The organism is Halomicrobium zhouii, from assembly GCF_900114435.1.
Classification (GTDB): Archaea; Halobacteriota; Halobacteria; order Halobacteriales; family Haloarculaceae; genus Halomicrobium; species Halomicrobium zhouii.
Genome location: NZ_FOZK01000002.1, coordinates 463,423 through 480,650, shown reverse-complemented (window position 1 = coordinate 480,650; position 17,228 = coordinate 463,423). Strand labels below are relative to the sequence as shown.

Below are 17,228 nucleotides of genomic sequence, written 5' to 3'. Positions count from 1 at the left end.
TAATTAATATGCGGACATATCACAGCCATAGTGACACAAATCGAAGACTCCTCTGTTAAATCCTTACTAGAACGCGTTCCCAGCGATTTTAGAAAGTTCAAAGGTAAATGGGCGGAGACTTATCGTAGTAAATTCCAGGCCCAATTGGATGATACTGATGCCGATACTTTAGAATTGATGTGTAAATTCTGCGATGTTGATATGTCTGAAGGAGGATTCATTTCTGAGACACTCGATAGTGGTGACAAATCTATATTTCTCTTCACACTCCACCGTTTCTTAAATGACAAGCTATTGGCTGTTGAAGAGATGGCTGAAAAGTCTGGAGATGTCATCGCCAGTGAACGGGGATATCATCATGTTCTATCTACCATACTGGATGGCGAAGACGATTATCTCTATCATGTCCATCTTTATAGTGAGTGGCTGGATTCAAAACACAAATCAAGGTATAAGATCAAGAATTCACTACCAGACGACTACGTGTCCCGGTTTGAGGACAATGTAAGAGGTCTCCGAATGACCTTGGCCAGAAATACAAGAGCGGAAAATTTTGAATACCAGGATAAAAACAAACTTCCTTTTGACAATTCAACCCTTTTTGCAATATCACGACAGGCTTCAGATGTCGAAAAACCAGATGTCACTGGCCCGCAACGTAGGCGAGATCTTCGTTATGTATTTTTAGAAGTCAAAGAAGATGCTGCCCACTTGGTTATTAGTACCCGTAGTAAGGGGATCCGAGATACATTGTTGACAAAGGCTGAAGAGATATTCTCAATTCTTACAACTGATGCTGACATCGTAGATGACGAGACTGAATTGTCAAAAACACGTTTCGAGGAAGAACTAGAAAAACCTGAAAATAACGAGCCAGATAAAATCAAAATTTTGTCAATTGATTTCCGTGATACGAACACTCAACCTTCAGTACCGTTATCACTTTCCAACAAGTCTGCCAGAAAAGAAGTTCGACCTGTGGTTAACCGTCTTGGCCAAGAGATCGTTAACGTCAATATTGCTAACATCAAAAAACTATGGTTTAGCCATGAAGGAGTAGATGTGAGTGTGAGGATTGAGAGAAATCTTGATCAGTCATTTGTCCGGTTAAATGCTAATATAAAAACCAGATCAGAATTGAAATCGGATGAAGTGAAAACGGCCTTCAAAGAACAGTTTGGACTACCACTAAATCAAAAAATTCCTCTTTATTGGATCACTCGCGATCGAACCGATTTGATCTCTCAAATGTTAAAGGGGATGGGATATTGGCAAACAAAATATGTCAAAGATGACGATTTGCTAACCTCTTTGGTTGGGGAGATTAAGGTATTAAACAAGTCGGAATTAGAGCGAAGACAGTGTATCGGGTGCGAGAACTTCTATAAGCGAAAATATAATGACGGTTGTCCCAATTGTGGAAATGAGTTAAAAGTATTTGACACATCATTTGAATTGGGTTTGTCTACCTCTGGCGTCCGTAAGTATTTAAAGGATAAGCTTGAAAATGAGGGCCTTTCGTATCATGGTGTCAAGAGAGAGAAAATATATGGAAATGAATTCAAATTGATCCAGATCGGTAATGGAAAAAGTCTCGTTCGGGTCTTAATAAATAATCAAGAAACGAATCTCACTGCAGGCACTATAAAATATCTAAGGAAGAGTATCCACCCAATTTTGGTAGTAAATCCAGGAAAAACCATTGATGAAACCCTTATCAAAGAAACAACGGCCAATATCGTTGATTTAAGTGAGTTAATAAACCAGGACTTGTACGGTTCTCTCCCAGACGATTATATATCAGCTAGGTTTGAAGAGGTCGTTCGAAATGCAGAGAAACAAGCTTCTGACAATGCTCTCGATTCATTTAATAACATAAAGAATGTTATAGAAAATCCTGATGACCATCGGGGTGAGGAATTTGAACAAGATGCATTCCACATCCTGAACCAGATCATTCCAACTCTTCAGCAATGGGGGTCTAAACGGCGTGGAAATCAACCTGATGGGTTTGGAGAACTGACATTTTTCAAAGGGGACAAAACGTATTTCCGCTCATTTGCCTTCGATGCTAAATTCACATCAAAGACAGATATTGCCATGGATTCAAAAGAAGCTGGAACACTTAGTGATTACGCCCTTCGCATATACAAAAGTGATGAAGTAAAGAGATCAGATACAGTATTTCAGAATTTTATCGTCATAACAAATGCTGCACCGGGAAATTTCGGAGCGGTGGGTGCAAATAAGTTAAATCGAATGCGAAGCTGGGATGGTGTGCCTGTACTTATGCATTCTAACTTCTTGCTATATCTGCATAAAGCATACAATGAGAATATAGAAGCATTAAAGAATAACCTCCACATTTTCCACGAGGAGCTTTACCTAACACTGAATGGTGGGAAGATGTACCATCAGAACGTCGACCGGGATTTTTACGTTCATCTAAATGAGGATGAGGCTGAAGAGTTGTTTGAACGGCTAAATGAGAAAATAGTTGACAGTGGCATTAATATCCCAGACCTACGTTCATTTTTAGAGGAGGATATTTTGCCAGTTTGAAAAATCGCTCAGAAAACTATTTGACTCAATCTATATCTAAGTTCGACTATCGTCTCTGGTTTTGCCGTATTACCGTCTTTCCTACAATCGACACGCATGGTGAGCGTCATAGTACGCCCCGAACACCTGTAAACAAACCCCAAACTCAGGGGAGGTCGTCGACCAGCGGCTCCGTCGAGAGGGCGAACTGGTCTATCAGGAACTCCGTCTCCTCGGCGTAGTTCGGGTTCGTCCACCCCATGAGGTACCCCTTGTTCCACCCCTGCGGCTTCTCGGGGTCGGACGGCGGGTCGAAGACGTAGTCGGTCACCTCCTTGACGAGTTCGAACTCCTCGGCGTCCTCCCACCGGCGCCACCAGTGGGCGGTCCCGTCGGCGGCACCACGTTCCGAACTCGTCACCAGCCGGTGGACGGTGTACATCCACCGGCCCCGATCCCGGGATGGGAGGATGAAGTCGTCGATGCCGCGGTGGTGGCCGGCACCGCCGGCGTTTGAGGCCGATATCGTCGCCCGCGCCGCGCCCTCCTCGTGGTCGAACGACGACCAGGTGTTGAACACGGCCGTCGCCCCGGTGCCCTTCTGGGAGTACCCGTCCATCCAGACGGCGAGCCACTTGTTGTTGGAAGGGCTGCCGCTGCCGCTGGCGTGCGAGAAGTTGTGCGGGACGCGGATCCAGTAGCCGATCCAGACCTCGTCGTAGCCCGTCCCCTCCCGGTTCATCGTGAAGCGCTGTTCGGCCCAGCTCTCCTCGGGTGGATACCGGAATCGCAGCGACCTGCTGCCGTCGCGGGTCCGGTAGTCCGCGCCCTCGACGAACTCGTCTCTGGGCTCGTTGTGCCAGACGACGCGGCCGCCGTCGGGCCACTCGTCCTCGACGACGGCCGTCCGGTTGTTGCCATGCCAGACGAACCCGGACTCGTTGGACTCCAGCGCGAGGGTCTCCTCGTCGGCCATCGACCCGCTCTCGAAGTCCTCGTAGAACAGCGTCGGGTCGGCCGCTCCATCGGTTCCCTCGTCCCCGTCATGCTGGCCGCCTTCGTCCTGACTCCCGTCCTCCTGCCCGCCGTCGTCACCCGTCGCGGTCACCTCGACGGCGTCGACGTGGTAGGCCGTCGCCGGGTCGGTGGTGCGTGCGGTGACGACGACGCGCAGGGTCTGGCCGGTGAGCCCGGTCGCAGAGACGGTCTCGCCGTCGGCCGAGGCGTCGTCTGAGAACGTCGCGACGACCGTCTCGACGCCGTCGAGCACGTAGGAGACCGCCAGTTCGTCCGCGGGCCGGCCGCAGTCGCCCTGGTGGGCACGGTCGGCCGTCCCGTTCGCGGCCCTCGCCAGTCGGACGACGTCGTTGTAGTCGACGCGACCGTTACAGTTGCCGTCGAAGGCGGCCGCGTCGTCGGTCACGTTCTCGTCGTCGAGCGCCTCGAACAGCGCCCCCACGTCCTCGTCGTCAAGCCGGCCGTCGCCGGTGACGTCCTCGTATATCCCATCGGCGTCCGGATCCGTCGGTGGGTCGGTGCCGACGACCGGTGCTGGGCCGCCCCAGAGCGGACCGCTCCCGCGTAGTTCAACCGCCACGTCCACCGCGTCGGCGCCCGAGACGTCGATTGGTTCGGACAGCCACCGCGCGTCGCCCGCCGTCTCCGTCGCGGTCAGCGCTCCCGACCGGACGGCGAACGACGGGTGGCTGTCGGCGGATTCGACGTGCCAGGCCGATTCGCCGTCGTGGTCGGTGGTCCCATCTGCTCGTTCGAACGTCGCTGTCCACGGCAGCGGGTCCGACTCCTGCCTCGCCCGTCCGGAACCGAAGCCGTCGATACCGACGCCGACACCGACCCCCAGGGCACCGACACCGACGTGGTTGAGAAACGACCGCCGGCCCAGCTCCCTGCGACGTCCGTCCCGTTCCCGGCCTTCACGCGCCATCTCTCTCACCTGTCCGTCCTCGAATCGGTTCGACTCCCCAGCCCATCTGCCCCATAAATGCACACCGACGTGGGAAAATAAATACTTTATTTCATCGAAAGTACCAGTGTCGGTCCTGTACACGTCGTCCTGGTCGGGCGACCACCGCTCGCCCGTATCGACGACACCCGATACCACGGGCGTCCGGTTTCGAACCGGGAGTTGGCACGTGCTAAATCAAGACTTTTGTCGATCAATCTCTGTGTTTCACCCACGTTCCCATCAATGAGCGACGACAGACCCCCACACCGGAAGAGCCACGAGTGGTGGCCCGACAAGCTGAACCTGGACATTCTCGACGACAACGCTGCCGACCTGAGTCCCCTGGAGGAGGACTTCGACTACGCCGAGGCGTTCTCGGACCTCGACTACGAGGCGGTGAAGGCGGACATCGAGGACGTGATGACGACGTCCCAGGACTGGTGGCCCGCCGACTACGGCCACTATGGCCCGCTGTTCATCCGGATGGCCTGGCACAGCGCTGGCACGTACCGGACGACCGACGGCCGCGGGGGCGCGACGGGCGGCACACAGCGCTTCGCACCCCTCAACAGCTGGCCCGACAACGTCAACCTGGACAAGGCGCGACGGCTACTGGAGCCGGTCAAGCGAAAGTACGGCCGGAAGCTCTCGTGGGCCGACCTGATCGTCCTGACAGGGAACGTCGCCCTGGAGTCGATGGGCTTCGAGACGTTCGGCTTCGCCGGCGGGCGCGAGGACGACTTCAAGCCCGACGAGGCCGTCTACTGGGGCCCCGAGACCGAGTGGGAGGGTTCGGAACGCTTCGACGACGAGGGGAACCTCGAAGACCCCCTCGGCGCCACCGTGATGGGACTTATCTACGTGAACCCCGAGGGCCCGGACGGCGAGCCCGACCCGCTCGGGTCGGCCGAGCGAATTCGGGATTCGTTCGGGCGCATGGCGATGAACGACGAGGAGACCGCCGCGCTCATCGCCGGTGGCCACACGTTCGGCAAGTCCCACGGCGCCCGCGACACCGACGACATGGGCCCCGAGCCCGAAGCCGCTCCCATCGAGGACCAGAGCCTCGGCTGGACCGACTCCGGCAAGGGCCCGGACACGGTCACCAGCGGCATCGAGGGCGCCTGGAACAGCACGCCGACGATGTGGGACACCTCCTTCCTCGATACGCTGCTGGACAACGAGTGGGAGCTGACCGAGAGCCCCGCCGGCGCCAACCAGTGGGAGCCCGTCGACGCCGAGGACAAACAGACCGTCCCGGACGCCCACGACCCCTCGAAGAAGCACGCGCCGATGATGATGACGACGGACCTGGCGCTCAAGCGTGACCCCGAGTTCCGCGAGATTATCGAGCGCTTCCGCGAGAACCCCGCCGAGTTCCAGGAGGCCTTCGCGAAGGCGTGGTACAAGCTGCTCCACCGCGACATGGGCCCGCCGTCCCGGCTCGTCGGTCCCGAGGTCCCCGACGAGGAGATGCTGTGGCAGGACCCGCTCCCCGAGGCCGACTACGACCTGATCGGCGACGAAGCGGTCGCCGAGCTCGAGGAGGCGATCCTCGAGTCGGACCTGTCCCGGTCCCAGCTCGTCAAGACCGCCTGGGCCTCGGCGTCGACGTACCGCGACAGCGACAAGCGCGGCGGCGCCAACGGCGCCCGCATCCGACTCGAACCGCAGCGGAATTGGGAGGTCAACGAGCCCGACCAGCTCGCGACCGTCCTGGAGACCCTGGAGGGCATCCAGGCCGACTTCAACGAGTCCCGGTCCGACGACGTCCGTGTCTCGCTGGCGGACCTCATCGTGCTGGGCGGCAACGTCGCCGTCGAGCAGGCCGCCGCCGACGCCGGCTACGACGTCGAGGTCCCCTTCGAACCGGGCCGCACCGACGCCACGCAGGAACAGACCGACCCCGAGAGCTTCGAGGCGCTCAAGCCGAAAGCCGACGGGTTCCGCAACTACTACGGCGGCGACCACGACCAGCCGCCAGAGGACCTGCTGGTCGACAAGGCGGACCTGCTGGACCTGACCGCCGCGGAGATGACGGTCCTGGTCGGCGGGCTGCGCGCGCTTGGCGCGACCTACCAGGACTCGGACCTGGGCGTCCTCACCGACCGGCCGGGGACGCTGACGAACGACTTCTTCGACACCCTGCTCGACATGGGCCTGGAGTGGGAGGAGTCCGACGACGCCGAGGACGTCTACGAACTCCGCGACCGCCAGACGGGCGAACTCGAGTGGGAAGCCTCCCGCGTCGACCTCGTCTTCGGCTCGAACTCCCGGCTCCGCGCCATCTCCGAGGTCTACGGCAGCGAGGATGCCGAGGAGAAGTTCGTGCACGACTTCGTGGAGACGTGGAGCGACGTCATGAAGCACGACCGGTTCGACCTGGAGTAGCGCGGACGTCGGCGCCTGAACGCTCTTTTCGATTTCTCTCTTTCGGCGCTTTCACCGCCTCGCTAGCAGCGCCGCGACGAACACCGCGACCAGGACGGCCACGACGACGAGGGTGGCGGGTAGCGGGCCTGTATCTGGATCCGGTCCGCGGTCTGCGGCGACACTCACGGTCTGTGACGTGACGTTGCTGTCGGCGACCCCCAGCCGGTAGGTTCCGGGCTCGTCGAAGGTGACAGTGGCAGTCACGGTCCGTTCGCTCTCGGCGTCGAGCCTGACTGTCTGCTCGGCCACGGTCCAGTCGTCACCGGTCCGGCCGCCAGTGGTAGTGTCCGCGGCCGTCACGCGGACGTCGCGCTCGCCCGGCCAGCCGGCGTCGTTGCGCACCGTCACCGCCACGGTGACCGACTCGCCGGGCCGGACGCCCTCGCCGCTGTCGGTTCGGAGGCCGGTCACCTCGGCCGCAGCGGGCTCCCAGACGTTCACCGAGAGCCGCTCGCCGCCGACCCGGAGTTCGTAGTTCCCGGGCGCGTCGAAGGTGTTGTTGACGGTGACGGTGGTCGCGTTGCCGGCCGCGATCCGACCGGTTTTCCGGTCCAGCGTCGTCTCGCCGTCACGGAGGCGAACGTCGTAGTCGCCGGCCGTGCCGCCGCTGTTCGCGACGTTCACGTCGACCGATAGCTGCTCGCCGGGGACGAGGACGTAGGGCGTCCGGAGGGTTCGGTTCCGGTAGGGACCCCTCGCGCGGACGGCGTCCTCCCCGTCGTCGGTCGTGGCGATCTCGTACTCGATCTGGGCCGGGACGGGACCGAAGACCGCCTGGTGGGTGGAGACGTTCCAGACCGTCGGTCGTTCGGTCGTCTCCGCGTAGCGCCGCGTGAGGTCGGCGTCGTCCGTGCCGCCCGCGTCGGCCACGTACTCGTAGAACTGCCCGGCGTCCACGGTCCCGTCGGCGTCGTTCAGCCGGGCGAAGACGGTGTGGAGCGCGCGCTCGCTGTCGCTGGCCGCGCGCGTCCGCCGGTCGAGGTCGCCGAGGACGAGCGGGCCGACGTAGTAGTCGGGGTTGTACTGCCAGGTGCTCCGGTCTGTGAGGACGGCGGACTCGTGGCGAGGGTCCGTTCCCCGTTCGAGTCGACTCTGGAAGGTCCGGAAGCCGACCCGCTCCTGTTCGAACGCGTGCAGCGCTGCGTAGTAGCTCGCCGACGCCTCGGTGAACCAGCGGACGCCCTCGGTCGTCTCGTAGGCCTGGCGCGTGTGGACGTACTCGTGGACCCAGACGTTCTCGACGTCGTCGACCCGTTCGAGATCGCGGACCCACGCGTCGGCGTCACCGGTCTGGACCCCGCGAGCGCCCCACCGGACGTCGGTCGTCGGCGCGGCGATCAGGAACACCTCGTCGTCGCGGTCGCCGACGCGGATCCCGTCGGAGGCGTTCGCGAGCGTCCCGAAGACGGCCGAGCGGTTCTCGGCCAGGTCGGCCTCGGCCGGGACGACGAGCCTGAATCGCTGGCCGTGGGCCGCGTGCTCGTATTCCTCGTACTCACCCAGGTAGGCGACGTCGGAGCCGGCGGCGCCGGGGCTCGCCGAAAGTGAGCGGTCGAACGTGACCGACGGCGAGCCGCGCCAGCCCCACGAGTGACCCAGCGGCGGTCGCTGGACGATGCCCCACTCGCCCGTGTCCACGAAGAGGTAGCTGCCCGGACCCGAGAGGGGGTCGTCCCGGTCCACGGTCCTGTTGGCCGGCATCCGGAAGCGGAGCCGGGGGTCCTCGGTCTCGCCGTCCCAGGCGTAGGTGTTGTCCCCCTCGGCAGTGAACCCATCAGTCCGGAACCCGGTCGCCCTCTCCGGAACCGTCACTTCGAGCTTCACGGCGTGGTCGGGGAGCCGATACCGGTTGTCGGCCTCGTACTCGCCGGGGCGGTCCGGGAGGCGGTGGAGCGTCTGGTCCAGGTGGATGGTGCTCCCGTCGGTCGCCGCCGCGGCGTCGCCACGCACGGGGCCGTGGCCGGCCGCCGCCGCGTCGAAGTGGACGCCAGTCGCGGGGCCCGGGCCCGATTCGTCGGGGAGTGGGCCCGTCACGGTCGCTCCGGCGGCCGACCCCGCGACGAGGAGAACGAGGAGGACGGCGGCGACCGGGCGAGTGGGTCCGCAGGTCATCGGGAAACGATTTGGGCGGCGGGACTTCACGGTTGTGGCTCGGGCCACCGCTGGTGTTCGATTCCGACGAGCACTGTCGCGCCGCTCGAGGCCGGACGGCGGACGGTTCCGGCCGACTGCGGACGCCTGGGGCCTGCAGCGGAAGTGGAGGATTCTTATAGTCCGAACCAGTGGTTCGCCACAATGAGCGAACGCACGCGGCGGGAGGTGAGCGGTCGATGAGCGACTCGTCCGACGAGGTGAACGCGTACACGATACGGCTCGAACTGGTCGACGAGCCGGGCGAGCTGTTGCGGGCGCTCCACCCCATCGCGGACAACGGGGGCAACCTCCTCTCTATCTTCCACGAGCGCGGCAACCTCACCCCGCGCGGGCACATCCCCGTGGAGGTGGACCTGGAGGCGACGCCCGAGCGCTTCGAGACCATCGTCGAGGCGCTGAAGGCCGAGGAGTTCACCATCATCCAGGCCGGCGCGGACCGCTACGGCGAGGCACTGACGGTCGTGCTGTCTGGCCACCTGGTCGAGACGGACCTGTCGGACACGCTGTCCCAGATCCACCAGTCCGGCAACGCCACGGTCACGGACCTCTCGCTGTCCGCGCCCGAGGGGACCGACGACGTCTCCAGCGCGCGCCTGCGCCTGGCCACCGAGGCAGACGCTGCCGAGGATACGCTGGCTGCCATCCGGGACATCGCGGCCAGCAAGGACCTGTGTGTCGTCGAGCCGCTCACGGCGGGTGGTGACGCGTGAAGGTCGCCATCCTCGGTGCCGGCGCGGTCGGCACCTCCGTGGCGGAACTGGCCGGCGAGTACGGCCACACGGTGACTGGTCTGGCCGACTCCGGAAGTGCGGCCGCCGACGCCGACGGCATCGACGTCGACGCGGCGCTCGCGTCGAAAGCCCAGGAGGGCGTCGTCGGGAGCGCGGACCCGAGCGACGTCCTCGACGGCGAGTACGACGTCCTCGTCGAGGCGACGCCGACGACACTGGGCGACGCCCAGCCCGGCTTCGACCACGTCCGGACCGCGCTCGAACGGGACCGTCACGCCGTCCTGGCGAACAAGGGCCCGGTCGCCGAGCGGTACGGCGACCTCCGGGACCTGGAGGCAGACAGCGACGGGTCGGTGCTGTTCGAGGCTACCGTCGGCGGCGCCATGCCGGTGCTCTCGACCATCGACGACTTCGGCCCGGACCACATCACCGCGGCCCGCGGCGTCCTCAACGGGACGGCGAACTTCATCCTCTCGCGGATGGGCGCGGACGGGCTGGGCTACGAGCACGTGCTCGCCGAGGCCCAGGACCTCGGTGTGGCGGAGGCCGACCCGACGTTCGACGTCGACGGCACCGACGCCGCGCTGAAGTGCGTCATCGTCGCCAACGTCCTCGCCCAGGGTGAGCGCGAGTACAGCCTGGACGACGCCGAGGTGGACGGCATCGTCGACGTGCCCGGCAGCGCCATCGACCTGGCGAAAGAGGACGGCCGAACCGTGCGCCTCATCGGCGAAGTCGCCGAGAGCGGGGCCGTGCGCGTCGGCCCCCGACTCGTCCCCGAGAACGCCGCGCTCGCAGTGTCGGGCACCCGGAACATCGTCCAGCTTGAGACCGAACACGCCGGCCGGCTCAACGTCTCGGGCCGGGGCGCCGGCGGCCCGGAGACCGCCACGGCGGTACTGGCCGACGTCGGCCGCCTGCCGGAGTAGTTCGCTGCCCGCGGCTGCCGCGTCCCTTCTCGCTGTCCCTCGTCCCGAAGAGCTACGCCCGTCGACGCCGACGGAGCCCGTAGATGGACGGGAACGAGGAGACGGACTGGTGGAACCGGACCCGATACCGCGTGTACGCGCCCGTATACGACTGGGTGGCGAAACCGCTCGAACGGGGGCGCGAGCGGGCGCTCGACGCCCTGGACGTCGAACCCGGCGACCGGGTCCTGCTCGTCGGCTGTGGCACGGGCGCAGACCTCCCGTACCTCCTGGCCGGCATCGAGATCTCCGCGATCGACGTCACACCCGCGATGGTGCGGCGAACCGAGGAGCGGGCGGCGGAACTGGGGATCGACGTCGACGCGCGGGTCGCCGACGCCCGGTCGCTCCCCTTCGCGGACGACGCCTTCGACGCAGTGGTTCTCCACCTCGTGCTCGCGGTGGTTCCCGAACCGCGGCGGGTCGTGGCAGAGGTCGCGCGCGTCCTCGCCCCCGATGGCCGCGCGTCGGTGTTCGACAAGTTCCTGTCGGCCGAGGCTGAGCCGTCGCTCTTCCGGCGCGCCCTCAATCCGGTCGCCCGGTTCCTGTTCTCGGACCTGAATCGCCGGCTCGAACCGCTGCTCGACGGGACTGGTCTCGACGTCGAGACGCGAACGCCTGTTCTCGGTGGCCTCTACACGGTCGCCATCGTGCGTCCGACCGACGAGCGCTGACCCGACCGTGCCGGGTCGGACCGAGCGCGCGGGATCGGTACCCGATCCGTGTCACTCCGTGCCAGATCGCAAGAAGGCGCCGGGATGGCCTACGGGCGACTTCGAAATCGTTTTATGAACCACCGCGTAAAGATTCCGGTATAGCGCCTCTGCGCGTGAGATAACCAATGAGCGATACCCGACACCAGAACCTGGCCATCATCGGCCACGTCGACCACGGAAAGAGTACGCTCGTCGGCCGGCTCCTGTACGAGACAGGGTCCGTCCCCGAGCACGTCATCGAACAGCACAAGGAAGAAGCCGAGGAGAAGGGCAAGGGCGGCTTCGAGTTCGCCTACGTCATGGACAACCTCGCCGAAGAGCGAGAGCGCGGTGTCACCATCGACATCGCCCACCAGGAGTTCACCACCGACGAGTACGAGTTCACCATCGTCGACTGTCCTGGCCACCGCGACTTCGTCAAGAACATGATCACCGGCGCGAGCCAGGCGGACAACGCCGTGCTCGTCGTCGCGGCCGACGACGGCGTCGCGCCCCAGACCCAGGAGCACGTGTTCCTGGCCCGCACCCTGGGCATCGGCGAACTCATCGTCGGCGTCAACAAGATGGACCTCGTCGACTACTCCGAGGACGACTACAACTCGGTCGTCGAGGAAGTCAAGGACCTCCTCAACCAGGTCCGCTTCGACACCGAGGACGCCAGCTTCATCCCGATCTCCGCCTTCGAGGGCGACAACATCGCCGAGCGCTCGGAGAACACGGACTGGTACGACGGCGACATCCTGCTCGAGGCCCTTAACGACCTGCCCGAGCCCGAGCCGCCGACGGACGCCCCGCTGCGTCTCCCCATCCAGGACGTCTACACCATCGACGGCATCGGGACGGTCCCGGTCGGTCGAGTCGAGACGGGGATGCTCAACGTCGGAGACAACGTCTCCTTCCAGCCCTCGGACGTCGGTGGCGAGGTCAAGACCATCGAGATGCACCACGAAGAGGTGCCCGAGGCAGGCCCCGGTGACAACGTCGGATTCAACGTCCGCGGCATCGGCAAGGACGACATCCGCCGCGGTGACGTCTGTGGCCCCGCCGACGACCCGCCGACGGTCGCCGACACCTTCCAGGCCCAGATCGTCGTGATGCAGCACCCCTCGGTCATCACCGCGGGCTACACGCCGGTCTTCCACGCCCACACCGCACAGGTCGCGTGTACGGTCGAGTCCATCGACCAGAAGATCGACCCCTCCTCCGGCGAGGTCGCCGAGGAGAACCCCGACTTCATCCAGAACGGCGACGCCGCGGTCGTCACCATCCGACCGCAAAAGCCGCTCAGCATCGAGCCGTCGGGCGAGATTCCGGAACTCGGAAGCTTCGCCATCCGTGACATGGGCCAGACCATCGCCGCCGGCAAGGTCCTGTCCGTCGACGAGCGATAATGCCCCAGCAAGCACGCGTCCGTCTGGCGGGCACCAACCCCGAGGACCTCGACGACATCACCGACGACGTCAGCGAGATCGCCAACAAGACGGGCGTCGAGCTCTCCGGGCCGGTGCCGCTGCCGACCAAGACGCTCGAAGTACCCACCCGCAAGTCCCCCGACGGCGAGGGGACCGCGACGTGGGAACACTGGGAGATGCGCGTCCACAAGCGTCTCATCGACATCGACGCCGACGAACGCGCCCTGCGCCAGCTGATGCGGATCCAGGTCCCCAACGACGTCTCGATCGAGATCGTCCTGGAGGACTGAACTGAGAGACCGGGTCCACCGGACCCACGACGCCGCGTTCGACGTTTCACCGTTCGCACGCCACGGGGCGTGTGACCGACTCTCGAACGCCACTCTCACGCGCAGGACTTATTCACGTCCGCGTTCGAGTGGCTCACGCGGGCTCGTAGATCAGTGGTAGATCGCTTCCTTCGCAAGGAAGAGGCCTCGGGTTCAAATCCCGACGAGTCCACTACTTTTGCGGCGAACTCCTCCGCGAGCACCGCGTAGCGTGTGCTCGCGGCCGTGAGCCGTACTGTAGTGATGTTCGAGTCGGGATTTGAAGCCCTACCAGTCGCAGCCCCGGAACGGCCGAACGGAGTGAGGCCGCACGCCCGGAACGTCTGGTTCCGGGTTCAAATCCGAGGTCGCGGGAGTGAAACGACCGCGACCGAGAAGACGAACGAAGTGAGTCTTCCGACGAGTCCATTTCCTTCCCTCGCTTCGCTCGGTCAGTCAATGGACTCGTCGACCTTCGCGAACGCTTCGCGTTCGCTCAGTCCCGACGAGTCCCCTCACTTCTATTCCCTCGCTTCGTCTCATTCCCTCGTCGAACCGATAGCGTCGATGGGTCACCTGCTGGAGAGCGACCGGCGTGGGTACCGCAAGGTCGTCCAGAACGACGACGACGAGCAGGGCCGGTCCCTACCAGGGTACTATCACACCGCGACGCTGGATAGCCGGCGCATCCGCGAGGCGTTCCCCGACCACGCGCTGCCGAAAGAGGTGAAGCACTACTACGCCCGCGAGGCACTGGCCGTCCCGGACGATCATCCACTGGCGCACCCGAAGGTCGGCGCTTCACTTCAGGTGTCGCAGCTGGAGCGCGACGAGACCGTACGATGGGCTTACCTGGATCAGCTCCGGCGGGAGCTGGACCAGACCGTTCTGTCAGTGTTGGCCGACGCCGGCCTGGACGTCGCACCGTCTGGAGGCGGTAATGATCCGTTCGTCGAAGACGCGTACTTCACTCCGGAGGTCGACGAGACCGGGCCGGACCGGATCGGACTCGGCCTGACCCGTGTCGAGCAGGCCCAGGAGAGCGTCGTCGTTCGCCACCTGGCCGACGGGCTCTCCCCGGTGCAGTGGGAGACTCTGGAGACGCTCGTCACCGACGGTGGGCAGGTGGCACCGAAGGACATTGCTTTCCAGAACGACCGCCACGTCGAGAGCGTTCGCCGAGCGTTGCGGGACATGAGCGACCTCGTTGACCACGAGTACGCCGACGTCTCGCTCCGGTCAGACTACGTCGCCGAGATGGTTCACGCGGCCGTCAGCGAGGCGCGTGAGAGCGTCCAGCGGGCTGCAGAGACGACGGCGAAGGCCGTGGAAGCCGTAGAGCGGGACTCGAGGAGACGATGAGTTCGTTCATCGCGTGGGCTGCTCGCCACGGCGTCGACGTCTCGGATACTCGCGATGCGCAGATGACGCTCCGCTTCGACGGTGCCGACGTCACGAACGCGTCGAAGGCGATCTGCGAGGGTTTCCGTGTCTGGAAAGACGCCGGGATGCCAGAAGAGCGGTTCCGACAGGCACGAGTTCGGTTCTACGATGGCAGCGTGGGCCAGGCGTGGCAGTTCCTGAACACCGGGTAACGCCCGGCCTGGATAGAGGCATCACTGTGCAGCACCCCGGAAATCACGCAATTGTCGCCTCTTTCTCGTCGCGCGAGCGCCGATCGACGTCGCGACCGTCGCGGTCAGCTCCAGGAGTCGTGAGTCTCGCGCTTGGGAACCCAACCCGGGGGGTTCCATTCCGCATTAGGGGTGTGGCTAAGGCCACATCATCAAAATACACAGCCCTGCTGCTGAGAGAAATCCAAGTTATGATTACTTTGGGGATTAGATACTACCGAGACAATGGAATATCAGGACCTGGAAGATGATGGGAATCCATATATTCGAATCCCATTTGATAAGGAAGCTCTTGATGGCAATCCTGAAATTGTTGGATTTCCTCCTTCTGAAACCGTTTGCGAAGTAGAGGAAATGTATGTTGTAGCGCGACATACGACTTCGATTGATCAGGTATCAACAATTCATCTTAACGAGATTGCTGAAATAACTGATGTAGATACCAAATCTGATCTAGATAATAACCTATACAAATACAAAGCAAGGGGCCAAAACTTCATTCCACTAATCTCCGAGAAAGAATATTTTGACGTAGAAAATGACCAGTACCATGCTCTGCCGGAAGAGATGGTTGTCTCAGCACACACTGAACTGCTTAAGGGGCTTTCACTTTTGATAGATTATCCATTCTTAATCTCCGATGACTTAGGCGATCTGACGTTTGAAGTATATGACAAGGAAGAAATAGACTTTGAGCCCGAAGAACTCGCACGGTCTGAACACGAAGAGGATCACGAAATCAGTTATAAATCCCCGTATGCCCTGCGACAGGAATATCCAGAAGCTGCAGACGATTTACTTTCTACATATCCGAACCGATTTGGTTTAGTTACAATTTCAGACATTAATAAGAAGCGAACAAAGGATGCCCTTTTCCCCTATTTTGCACTTTTTGCTGGAGAATTGGCTGAACTCATCAAAGAAGAATACCCGAAGTCTGCAAACTTGGCCTCGGCTATAACCGGAATTGCAGTGAAAAATTGGCGGGAAAACAAGGGGACAGAAACTGAAGTCCATATTTCCGAGTTTTTAGGCCTGTCAGACATGGCAGATATTATTTCCAATTCAAACAGACTGCTGTCTGCCACAGGATTCCAATTAGAGGAGGAATTTCGGGAGACAATGGATAATATACGGGAGTTCAGAAACCGGGTGATGCATGCGAATAAAACGCTTGTTCACAACAGAGACGAACTCACACAACTTGTAGAATCCCTCAATGAGATACAAGGGATTATTGATTCGCTGGCTGACTCGTAAATTGACTGTATCTATCGCTGCCACACCGTCACACAATGCACAGTCCGTTTGCTAGCGCGAGGCCGGCGATGGCCGCAGATCCGCCCGCTGCCAGTCCATACTTCAGAATCTGGTAGCGAAGACTGCAGCTGAATTCAGCAAATCCCAACAGAGTACGTAGCGCTTCGACCATATTCGTCTGAAACGTTTGAATATAATTGATGCAGTCTAGTTCAGTTAAGATACTGAATTTACCACTTGATACCGAGACTGACAGCAATAGTTCCAACTGCGGCAAGAAGGAGAGCGGCTCCAGAAAGAGTATCGATCGTTTGATCCAGTAAGAGTAAGACAATTGCAATCAGTGTCATTTGAACCCCAGCAAACACCACTTTGACATTCGGTCCATTCCCATCCATAGTAAATAACGATACGTCAGATTGACAAGTCACTGCCGGTCGATACGCACATCTACTGAGCGGCTGTTTCACTACAAATCAGGTGGTGAGAACCTGCCCCGAGGGATTGAGTCTCTTCGGTCAATTCAGGCGAACCATTTGGCGATTAGCTGTGGTACTCACCGGGTACGGAGATAGACGGCGACGCGAAGTTGAATGAGTGTGAGAAATGTCGCTAGCATCGTGAGTACCGTCCGCATGGGAGCGACAGCAAATCCGATCTGGCCGACCATAATGAGTACGAAGAGACCGGCGAACCGGATGCGAAAATCTGCCCAGAGTCGTTGGAACCGCTCGTTCACGAACGAGCCGTACGTAACGGCAATGCCGAGAAACACTCCGAGGATTGTCGCACCGGCAAGTCGTCGTGGCGTACTCGAGACAGTGATCGAGAACGGCTCCCAGTACGCGAGCACGCCGAGTACGACGACCGCCAGTCCTATCCAGAAGAGGTCGTAGTAGAAGCCTGGCCGAGAATCCGGCTCACCCCACTCCCGCGGAATCACTGACATTTACCGAGCCAACACGCCCCGCAATGAAAAGCGTACAGTCACGTTCTCAGTGCCACCGGCACTTGGAATCATATGGATTCGACAGCCACGAAGAAATCCACGTAGATTGCCACTCCCTGTAAAGTACGCTCAGCGGCTTCTCGGTTATTGCAGACG

13 protein-coding genes and 1 tRNA gene are annotated in these 17,228 nt (G+C 61.1%); 11 read left to right on the top strand and 3 right to left on the bottom strand.

Features of this window, described 5'->3' with window-relative positions; all coding sequences use genetic code 11:
• Positions 1–30: 30 nt before the first annotated feature.
• A complete protein-coding gene (locus tag BM337_RS20600) occupies positions 31–2,562 on the top strand; it encodes a hypothetical protein (protein WP_143117691.1) in 2,532 nt (843 codons plus the stop codon).
• 145 nt (positions 2,563–2,707) lie between these two features.
• On the opposite strand, the gene BM337_RS09560 is transcribed toward BM337_RS20600, so the two are convergent.
• Positions 2,708–4,486 (bottom strand): EF-hand domain-containing protein, encoded by a 1,779-nt coding sequence (locus tag BM337_RS09560; protein ID WP_089816321.1) that lies wholly within the window; start codon positions 4,484–4,486, stop codon positions 2,708–2,710.
• 264 nt (positions 4,487–4,750) lie between these two features.
• Between BM337_RS09560 and katG the strand changes: the two genes are divergently transcribed.
• Entirely contained in the window at positions 4,751–6,898 is a 2,148-nt protein-coding gene (gene katG / locus BM337_RS09555) for a catalase/peroxidase HPI (protein WP_089816319.1), read from the top strand.
• 51 nt (positions 6,899–6,949) lie between these two features.
• Here katG and BM337_RS09550 read toward each other — a convergent pair whose 3' ends face one another.
• On the bottom strand, positions 6,950–9,052 hold the full coding sequence (locus tag BM337_RS09550) for a CARDB domain-containing protein (protein WP_089816317.1): 2,103 nt from the start codon (positions 9,050–9,052) through the stop codon (positions 6,950–6,952).
• Positions 9,053–9,270: 218 nt separating this feature from the next.
• Between BM337_RS09550 and BM337_RS09545 the strand changes: the two genes are divergently transcribed.
• The 9 genes from BM337_RS09545 to BM337_RS20595 all read left to right on the top strand — a co-directional run bounded on the left by BM337_RS09545 (position 9,271) and on the right by BM337_RS20595 (position 16,123).
• Positions 9,271–9,804, top strand: a complete 534-nt coding sequence (locus BM337_RS09545) for an amino acid-binding protein (RefSeq protein WP_089816315.1) — start codon at positions 9,271–9,273, stop codon at positions 9,802–9,804.
• Positions 9,801–10,754: a homoserine dehydrogenase gene (locus BM337_RS09540; protein ID WP_089816312.1), complete on the top strand. Its 954-nt coding sequence runs from the start codon at positions 9,801–9,803 to the stop codon at positions 10,752–10,754. The genes BM337_RS09545 and BM337_RS09540 overlap by 4 nt, the downstream gene beginning before the upstream one ends.
• Before the next feature lie 83 nt (positions 10,755–10,837).
• On the top strand, positions 10,838–11,467 hold the full coding sequence (locus tag BM337_RS09535) for a class I SAM-dependent methyltransferase (protein ID WP_089816310.1): 630 nt from the start codon (positions 10,838–10,840) through the stop codon (positions 11,465–11,467).
• A gap of 167 nt (positions 11,468–11,634) precedes the next feature.
• Entirely contained in the window at positions 11,635–12,900 is a 1,266-nt protein-coding gene (tuf, locus tag BM337_RS09530) for a translation elongation factor EF-1 subunit alpha (RefSeq protein ID WP_089816308.1), read from the top strand.
• The gene (gene rpsJ, locus BM337_RS09525) at positions 12,900–13,211 is read left to right on the top strand and encodes a 30S ribosomal protein S10 (RefSeq protein ID WP_089816305.1); all 312 of its coding nucleotides are present in this window, start codon (positions 12,900–12,902) and stop codon (positions 13,209–13,211) included. Before tuf ends, rpsJ begins: the two co-directional genes overlap by 1 nt.
• Before the next feature lie 139 nt (positions 13,212–13,350).
• Positions 13,351–13,422 (top strand) — tRNA-Ala (locus BM337_RS09520).
• Positions 13,423–13,796: 374 nt separating this feature from the next.
• Positions 13,797–14,591, top strand: coding sequence for a DUF7845 domain-containing protein (locus BM337_RS09515; RefSeq protein WP_245778643.1), 795 nt, complete (start codon positions 13,797–13,799; stop codon positions 14,589–14,591).
• Positions 14,588–14,824 (top strand): hypothetical protein, encoded by a 237-nt coding sequence (locus BM337_RS21615; RefSeq protein ID WP_245778642.1) that lies wholly within the window; start codon positions 14,588–14,590, stop codon positions 14,822–14,824. Before BM337_RS09515 ends, BM337_RS21615 begins: the two co-directional genes overlap by 4 nt.
• A 264-nt stretch (positions 14,825–15,088) precedes the next feature.
• On the top strand, positions 15,089–16,123 hold the full coding sequence (locus BM337_RS20595) for a hypothetical protein (RefSeq protein WP_143117690.1): 1,035 nt from the start codon (positions 15,089–15,091) through the stop codon (positions 16,121–16,123).
• A 556-nt stretch (positions 16,124–16,679) separates the two neighbouring features.
• Here the strand turns inward: BM337_RS20595 and BM337_RS09505 are convergent.
• Complete coding sequence (locus tag BM337_RS09505) at positions 16,680–17,072, bottom strand: hypothetical protein (protein ID WP_089816301.1); 393 nt, start codon at positions 17,070–17,072, stop codon at positions 16,680–16,682.
• Positions 17,073–17,228: the final 156 nt, after the last annotated feature.